We start from the raw sequence: 8,201 nt of genomic DNA, 5'->3' as shown, positions 1-8,201 counted from the left end.
TCACAAAAATGTTCCAATTGCGGATATGATAGCGGTAAAAAAGCGTTAAATATACGTCATTGGACTTGTACGAAGTGTAATATGCATCACGATAGAGATATCAACGCAGCTAAAAATATATTAAATATTGGCCTGGAACAGGCCTTAGTTAAATAGCTTAGACCGCTGTTTTGCTTTGAAATAAGCAGAACAAGTCATGAGTGTTCCTAGAAACACGCCATTTTAATGGCGTTGTAGTTCATCGCTGGCAAATGGGTTCAAGGATTAATATATTTAGCCTTTTCATGGACTTTTGTGCCTAGCTTATTTGCTTTTTTCCATTTGATTGGAGTGTTATTTAGACAACCAGACCAGTTTGGCAATATTTATATTTAATATTTGTTGCGTTAGATGACGAACAGAAGGCAACAAGATATTTTCGCTAAATATTATATTTAATATTTGTTGCGTTAGATGACGAACAGAAGGCAATATGATATTTTGACTGAATATTTAAATTTAATATTGGTAGTGTTAGATGACTTCTATCTAATGAATTTAAGCGCCTAAGAATCGATTCATTTAACTCACAAAACTTTTACTACAGCATCACATTGTCATGGAATTAACTGAGTTTTTCAGAGTGTCAATCCGGTGTAGATATGCTACAATAGGAATAACTAACAGTGTTTAGAAAGGAGGAGCGCTTTTTATGCTATGTCCAAAATGTCAAAGTTCACAAACAAAAGTCATTGATTCACGTTCTGTCGATGATGATACTTCGATTCGCCGTCGTCGTGAGTGTTTAAATTGTGGGTACCGTTTTAATACTTATGAACGAGTGGAACGCACCCCTTTACTTGTAGTCAAACGGGATGGGACTCGTGAAGAATTTAGCCGCGAAAAATTATTAAGAGGGATTATTCGTTCCGCAGAAAAACGTCCGATAACCAGAGAGCAAATGGAACGTTTAGCATCCGATGTTGAAAATGATATTCGCAATTATACTGACTCGGAGATTCCGAGCGAACAAATCGGTGAATATGTCATGCCACGTCTCTTAGAATTAGATGAAGTCAGTTACATCCGTTTTGCGAGTGTTTACCGTCAATTTCAATCACGTGAAATGTTTATGAAAGAATTGGAAAGCATGATGAAATCACAAAGTGAAGTGCAAGAGAGCGATGAGTGAATTAAAAAGTCCAGTCCAACCCTTTATCGTGAGACATAAAGGAGCCTTGTCTGCCATTCAAATGCAAAGCTTAGTGCAATTGTATCAACCAATTATCGGGATGGATGCCGTCAATTTTTATTTATTATTATTCCAACAGCCGGTCAATGAACAAAAGATTTCAACGCAAAAAGTTCATTCGAGTTTATTTCCTTATATCGCGGGCTCGTTAGGAAAAATCGATGATGCGCGCCTCCATTTAGAAGCGGTCGGCTTAATTGAGACCTATAAACAAACGGGCGAAGGGATTTTATATCCTACCTTGCTCTATGATATGCAATACCCATTATTGATTAAGGACTTTTTAGACAATCCTTTATTGAGTAATGCGTTGATCAATCAATTAGGTGATGTGGAATTTTTTGAAGTAGTGCGCCAGTGGGAAATAGCTCCTATTGAAATGGCCGAATACGAAGAAGTGACGGTTTCTTTTGAAACAATCATGACGCCAACCCATAATGATTATCAAGCGCAAGCTTATGAAGCTAAAAATGGTTATAATCTGCAACACCATGAACAAAAGCCACCCTCTATCTCGGTGGTGGATGATTTTGACTATATGCAAGTAATGCGCAAATTAATTAATGCGGGAATTGATCATCAAGTTTTAGGGCCGAGGGTTAAGCAAGAAACATTGGCGATTCATAAAGTCTACGGTTTTGATGAAGAACAGATTAGTCAGTTATTATTAGAAAGCTATGATGGTGAGTTACCGGCTATTCAATATCAAGAGTTAAAATTAGCTGCTCAACGGATGAGCGAAAAGAATAAACATCAAACAACCAATGTTCCACCCGTTTCGTCACAGCCAGTAAAAGAGATTGTTGAAAAAACGACTATCCAAACATTAAAAGAGCAGTATCCTCATTTTGCAGAAGCTGATTTAGAAATCATGGCTCTGTGTGAAGAAGTATCTCCAGAGGTATTGTTAACACAAATTAAGCAATCCAAAAATGGTTTTGTCTCTAGTAATGAGATCCAGTATGTTCATAATATTGCGATGCGCTCGCAGTTACCAAAGAGTGTGCAAACATTCTTAGTCTATTATTTATTAATGATTGAGAATCGTGCTGATTTTCAAAAAGGTGAAAGTGAACGGATTGCTAACTTATGGCAACAAGAACAGCTAACCACAGTGGCGAAAGCAATGACCTTTGTTCATCAAAAAGCCAAAGAACGTATGATGAAGCAAAAACAATATGAAAACCGTCAAAATCATAATAAATCATATCCAAGCTATCAACGTCAAAAGAAAACGGAGCGTCAGCCTTATTGGGCACAACAGAATCAAGAAAGTCAAAAAAAACAATCGGATACTCAGCCGACCGATACTCCAGCGGTTGAACAACCATCGGAAGTTGATTTACGTAGTCAATTAGGTCAAATATTTGAGAGAGGACGGGATGAATAATGAAAACCATTCAAGAAATATTAAAAAACTTCTTAAACGAACCGCATTTTAATGAAACATATAAAAAAACAGTGAGTCATATTTTAAATCATCCTGCGGTACAAGAGTTTGTTCATTTACACGAAGAGTCCTTGTCTCAAGAAATGATTCAAAATTCGCTTTCCAAACTGAATGAGTTTGTATTAGAATATGATGCTTATCAAGCAGGTAAGCCGGGGAAAAATCCCGGTTATACCCCCATCTTATTTATCAATCAAAATTATATTGATATCGCTTATCAACCAACACCTGAATTTTTACGGATGCAAGAAGAACGCAAAATGCGCTCATATATTGATAACCGTATGATGAGTCGGGATGTGCGTGATGCGAAGATTGATGATGTAAACTTGGATTCCGCTTCGAGAAAACAGTTAATGTCTGAAGTGGTTTCGTTTGTGAGACAATATAAAGAAAATCCCTATCAAGCCCAAGGCCTATATATTGCCGGACCTTTCGGGATTGGAAAAACATTTATTTTAGGGGCATTAGGGAATGAATTAGCCCGTCTAGGCATTAAAGTGATGATGTTACATTATCCAACCTTTGCGACCGAAATTAAAGAAGCAATTACCTCCAATCAGGTGCAATCGATTATTGATGATGTCAAGAAACCCCAAATCTTAATGTTAGATGATATTGGTGCAGAAAGTAATTCAGCTTGGTTACGCGATGATGTGTTAAGTGTCATCTTAGAATACCGTATGAAAGAGAAATTACCGACCTTCTTTACGTCTAATTTCTCAATGGATGAATTAGTCTATCATTTACAAGAAACCCGTGATGCAACGGAGAATATTAAGGCAGCTCGAATTATGGAGCGGGTTAAATTCTTATCACACGAAGTAAGATTAGATGGCGAGAATTTACGCCAAAAAGAAAGAGGGCATTAAGTCGATGAAATTTGATCCACAAGACCAACAAGATTTTTTAAGAATTATTAAAAGTCTTTTGTTCACCAGTATATTCGTCCAAATAGTCATTTTAGGCGTCTATGTCTTTGGTGAAAAACAATTAACCTTAGCATTTCCTATGTTATTAGGTATTTTCGTTACCATCGTGGCACTGGTTTATAGCTTTGGCTTAAGGGACTAATTGAATATAAAATCGAAGAGCGTGGGCTAGAAGGAAACCAAATGGTGTTGGTAACTTTCTAACCCACGCTACTTTGTTGAAAATGATAGATGGACAAGATAAACAGAGCTTGTTAGCCCAACGCTATTAAGCGACGCTAATTATTATATGTTTTTGTAAATATCGCCTCGATTATTAATATATTAGTATGAGTGTGGGTGAAAATGACCCGGTAATCGCCAATACGTAGTCTAAAACCATTATAGCCTTTTAGTTTTTTTACATCGCCTAAAGGTAATAAACTGATGGCAGTTAAAATTCTATTAGCATGATTTTTGGGAAGTCTTTTAATGAATTTTATAGCCTGTTTTGAGTAGATAATTTTAGTCATTAAAATCCATTTCTTTTAATAATTCCTGATGGGTTAAACTACCTTCGATTTTTTCTGTTTCGGTTAGTCTTTCCCACTTTTGGAGTATTTCAATTTCCCATGGTTCAGGATCAGCTTCTGCAATCCCATCAAATAAACTAAAGTCAGTCAGTTTTTTCGAACTTAATACATATATTAATTTGATAATAGTATTAAGTTCATTTTTTCCAAGATTATCTAATTCATAAAGTAATTCTAATTTTTGATCATCTAATTTATTTAGAAAAGATAAAATCTTTTTTTGTCTTTTTTCCATAAGTTCACCCCTTACCATGATGAATAAATTTGACTTAAGTTTATCATATTTCATGCTGAATAGATAGGAAGATAAAAGTAGTAAAGATACTGAGAAAATATAAGTACCGATAAAGGTATCGTCATAAAAAGGGATAATAAGTTTCGCCCATTTGTTGCACAAAATTTTCTCACTAATAAATACGCTAACTGGATGTAGTTTACTTATTTTAGTTTGTTTTAATAATGAAGCTCGGAATTTAGGCTAGGCAAAAAAAATAATAATTCCGGTTGAATCTATTTATTTATTAGATAGCGAAGTGAGGTTGGGCATAAACTTGATAAATTTAATCAAGTTGATTGATCGGTAATTAAAAGCGCAGTGGTTGAGTGGCCTCGACTATGTGGGAGTGGCAGAAGAAGCGGAAAACATTTGACTTTCTACTTTTGTTCCATCGCCTAATGCACAATGTTCTATGTTTTGATAATTAATTAATCAAAGAAAGCCGACTAAAGACTCATTTTCGTTATCTAACTACTTGACTATCTGAAAAATTTCCGTATGATTAGACTTTGTATTCCCAATAAATCCACAAGCAAATAGCTGTTTGAAAAGGTTTAATTAATAATTAATATAAGCTTTGTTCGTGAGTGGGTTCACAAAGAATTGAAAATTACATACTATAATTAAACTGTAAGATTAATTTCAGTTTAACTGCTATGAAAATATTATGAGATGCCCATTAAATACCTTAATAGAGGCAATTATGTGCTTTTAACAAGGTCGAAATCCTGTTAAAAATCTGTTATAATAGGTGGGCGAAATAAAAAAGGATGTGTCGAGAGTGGAACGTTACAAACCGCTAGTGTTGGATGAATTCATTCCCCAACCACAAACAAAATTATATATTGAAAGTCCCGAGATTCAAGAGTTAGAAAAGTTAGCGTATGATGGGCCATTAGGTGCTTTATATACTAAAGAAAAAACCGCCTTTCATTTATGGGCGCCTACTGTAATGGCAGTAAATTTAATTGTTTATGAAGATAACTATGCACCAGCTAAGAAAATTATTCCAATGATGTTGAATGATGAGTTACATATTTGGCAAACAGAAGTTGAAGGCGATTGTCATGGTTTAACTTATCGTTATGAATTATTCTATACCGATGGGACAAGTCGTCGTTCAGTGGATCCTTATTCGCGCGCCGTTACTGTCAATGGAAAACGTTCGGTCGTCGTTGATTTACCACGTACCAACCCTGAAAATTGGGGCGAACGCATGGAGCCATTTTCTGCACCAACGGATGCGATTATTTATGAAGCCAATATTCGTGATTTTTCAATGGATGTCAACAGTGGCATTAAAAATAAAGGTAAATATCTCGGTGTTATTGAAGAAGGGACTAGAAACCCATTAGGTTCAAAAACAGGTCTCGATTATTTAAAAGAATTAGGGATTACCCATGTGGAGTTTTTACCGATGTTTGACTTTGCGACGGTTGATGAGACAGGTGAAGTGCCTACAGAATATAACTGGGGCTATGATCCTTTAAATTATAATGCGCCAGAAGGAACTTACTCAACGAATGCTTATGATCCACTATTACGTATTACTGAGATGAAGCAAATGATCCAAGGCCTACATGATGCGGGTATTCGTGTCATTATGGACGTGGTTTATAATCATGTTTACGAAGTAGATAATCATAGTTTAAATCGTACAGTACCAGGTTATTATTTCCGTACGACGCATGAAGGTTACTTGTCAAACGGTACTGGGGTAGGAAATGATACGGCCTCTGAACGTAAAATGATGCGTAAATATATCTTGGATAGTGTGACTTATTGGGCTAAAGAATTCCATTTAGATGGGTTCCGTTTTGACTTAATGGGCATTCATGATATTGAAACGATGAACGCAGTCCGTAAAGCCTTAGACGAAATTGATCCATCGATTATAGTTTTTGGTGAAGGTTGGGACTTAATGACCGAATTACCTTGGTATAAAAAAGCGAGTCACCATAATGCCATTGAAATGCCACGAGTAGGCCAATTCAATGATGGGATTCGTGAAGCCTTAAAAGGTAATGACTTTGACCCTACTACTCGAGGCTTTATTAATGGTGCTTGGTATACTGAGAATAAATTAGCTGATAACTTCATGGCGGCTATTAGTACGGGACAATATTCTGAACCGGGACAAGTGATTCAATATGTAGAAGCGCATGATAATTATACCTTATATGACCGCTTAGTGACGGCTGACCCAAGTTTAGATAAAGATACGATTATTCGTCGACATGAATTAGCGACAACAGCAGTCTTATTAAGCCAAGGAGTACCATTTATCCACGCCGGACAAGAGTTTTTAAGAACTAAATTCGGTGTGCGTGACAGTTATAACAGTGCCGATCAAATCAACAAGATGGATTGGTTACGTCAAGAAAAATATGAACATACCGTCGTAATGGTGCGTGACTTAATTAAATTACGTAAAGCAGAGCCATTATTAAGACTGAAAACTTATGAAGAAATCGGCCGTACGATGCGTATCTTACATGCATCATACCAACGTGTTGCTTTTGAATACCGCCAAGATAATGAACGCATGATTATTGTCTTGAATGCCCAATCAAATCCATTAAAATATGATTTAGAACAGGGCGATTATATTATGAAGTTAGTCGACGGAGAAGTCTTCCTAGATGATGACCATATGACAGGTGAAATCGACAGCTTCTTAATTGAGCCATATACAACCTTAGTGTTGAAACAGTATTTGGATTAGGAAGTAGTAACGTTTATTGTAAATTAAAGATATTATTTATTACGTAGTGGTTGACTGGCTTAAAACAGTGTCCTTCGGACTTGTTTCAAACCTAGTCAACTGTGCGGGGGTGAACAGTCGAAGCGAAAATCAATTGATTTTCGACTTCTTGTCCACTCCCTATTTTTTTACCAAAAAAGTTTATCATTTTCATTTAGCATCTAAACTCGTTATAATGCTAGTAAAGTAAAACGAACCTGGAGGTGTCTACCACGAAAAAGCTAACTTTATTCAAAGCGTTCATATTTATCATCGCTTTATTCGCAGTTTCTTTTGGAATAAGAACATTTATTAATCAACCTTCCGAAAGTGAGCCACATTCTTTAGCATCCACACTAGAACATGATAGCGACAAAGTATTTGGTAAAGATAGTATGAACTTTGCGCTTTATGGCCAGTCTAAGGCCACAGATGACCAACCGGTCAAATTATTAAACGACTTAGTGTTAGTCTTTTCTTATAATCCAACTAGTAAGAAGTCCGTAGTCGTTACGCTACCAACGCAATTATATTTAGAACGCCAAAGTAAAGAACAAGCTAATAAATTGTATCTAGCTAATGGTGATTCAGATGTTAAAGTCAGTGAAACCAATCAAGCGGTGCAAGAAGTGATTCAATTGCCGATTGATCGCTATATTGGCATTGATTTAGATAAGTTTGCTCAGTTTGTTGATGACGTAGACGGTTTAACGATTAATGAACAAACACTGTCTGGATCAGAGGTGAAGGCTTATTTACAAGAAAACTTGGAAGATGCGGATACAACTGCCCAATTCTTTGATTCAGAGTTTGATGCCTTAGTAGCCCAAGCGAATTCGCCAGAAAGCATTGCGAATCCTGAGAAACGCTATGAATTATTACATCAACTACTCTCCGTTAAAACGAGAGTTTGTCCTAAACATGGTGGTTGTACAAACGATGTCATATCTCCAACCGTTTAAAGACACTAAGGGATGGTTGACTGGCACCCCATCA

The 8,201-nt window shown here is 36.2% G+C and carries 9 protein-coding genes; 7 read left to right on the top strand and 2 right to left on the bottom strand.

Going from position 1 to position 8,201, the window contains the following annotated elements; genetic code table 11:
• The 5 genes from B5D12_RS09790 to B5D12_RS09770 all read left to right on the top strand — a co-directional run.
• Positions 1–156 (top strand): zinc ribbon domain-containing protein (locus B5D12_RS09790; protein ID WP_143412095.1); only part of this gene is annotated, 156 nt, incomplete at its 5' end.
• Between the two features lie 535 nt (positions 157–691).
• A complete protein-coding gene (nrdR, locus tag B5D12_RS09785) occupies positions 692–1,171 on the top strand; it encodes a transcriptional regulator NrdR (protein ID WP_078756632.1) in 480 nt (159 codons plus the stop codon).
• Positions 1,164–2,621, top strand: coding sequence for a DnaD domain protein (locus tag B5D12_RS09780; protein ID WP_078756631.1), 1,458 nt, complete (start codon positions 1,164–1,166; stop codon positions 2,619–2,621). Before nrdR ends, B5D12_RS09780 begins: the two co-directional genes overlap by 8 nt.
• On the top strand, positions 2,621–3,553 hold the full coding sequence (gene dnaI / locus B5D12_RS09775) for a primosomal protein DnaI (protein WP_078756630.1): 933 nt from the start codon (positions 2,621–2,623) through the stop codon (positions 3,551–3,553). The genes B5D12_RS09780 and dnaI overlap by 1 nt, the downstream gene beginning before the upstream one ends.
• 4 nt (positions 3,554–3,557) lie before the next feature.
• A complete protein-coding gene (locus B5D12_RS09770; protein ID WP_066125998.1) occupies positions 3,558–3,755 on the top strand; it encodes a hypothetical protein in 198 nt (65 codons plus the stop codon).
• Positions 3,756–3,891: 136 nt separating this feature from the next.
• On the opposite strand, the gene B5D12_RS10710 is transcribed toward B5D12_RS09770, so the two are convergent.
• Positions 3,892–4,125 (bottom strand): type II toxin-antitoxin system RelE family toxin, encoded by a 234-nt coding sequence (locus B5D12_RS10710; RefSeq protein WP_143412094.1) that lies wholly within the window; start codon positions 4,123–4,125, stop codon positions 3,892–3,894.
• Positions 4,118–4,420 carry a hypothetical protein gene (locus tag B5D12_RS09760; RefSeq protein ID WP_078756629.1) on the bottom strand — a complete coding sequence of 101 codons (303 nt, stop codon included), beginning with the start codon at positions 4,418–4,420 and terminating at the stop codon, positions 4,118–4,120. Before B5D12_RS09760 ends, B5D12_RS10710 begins: the two co-directional genes overlap by 8 nt.
• An 823-nt stretch (positions 4,421–5,243) precedes the next feature.
• On the opposite strand from B5D12_RS09760, the gene pulA reads away from it, so the two are divergent.
• Together pulA and B5D12_RS09750 are read left to right on the top strand one after the other, a co-directional pair.
• Positions 5,244–7,187 carry a type I pullulanase gene (gene pulA, locus B5D12_RS09755; RefSeq protein WP_066126306.1) on the top strand — a complete coding sequence of 648 codons (1,944 nt, stop codon included), beginning with the start codon at positions 5,244–5,246 and terminating at the stop codon, positions 7,185–7,187.
• 242 nt (positions 7,188–7,429) lie between these two features.
• A complete protein-coding gene (locus B5D12_RS09750; protein ID WP_078756627.1) occupies positions 7,430–8,167 on the top strand; it encodes an LCP family glycopolymer transferase in 738 nt (245 codons plus the stop codon).
• Positions 8,168–8,201: the final 34 nt, after the last annotated feature.

The sequence above is a fragment of the Globicatella sulfidifaciens DSM 15739 genome, assembly GCF_900167405.1.
GTDB classification, from domain to species: Bacteria; Bacillota; Bacilli; order Lactobacillales; family Aerococcaceae; genus Globicatella; species Globicatella sulfidifaciens.
The sequence above is the reverse complement of the archived record's forward strand: the minus strand, read 5'-3'. Positions and strand labels throughout refer to the sequence as shown.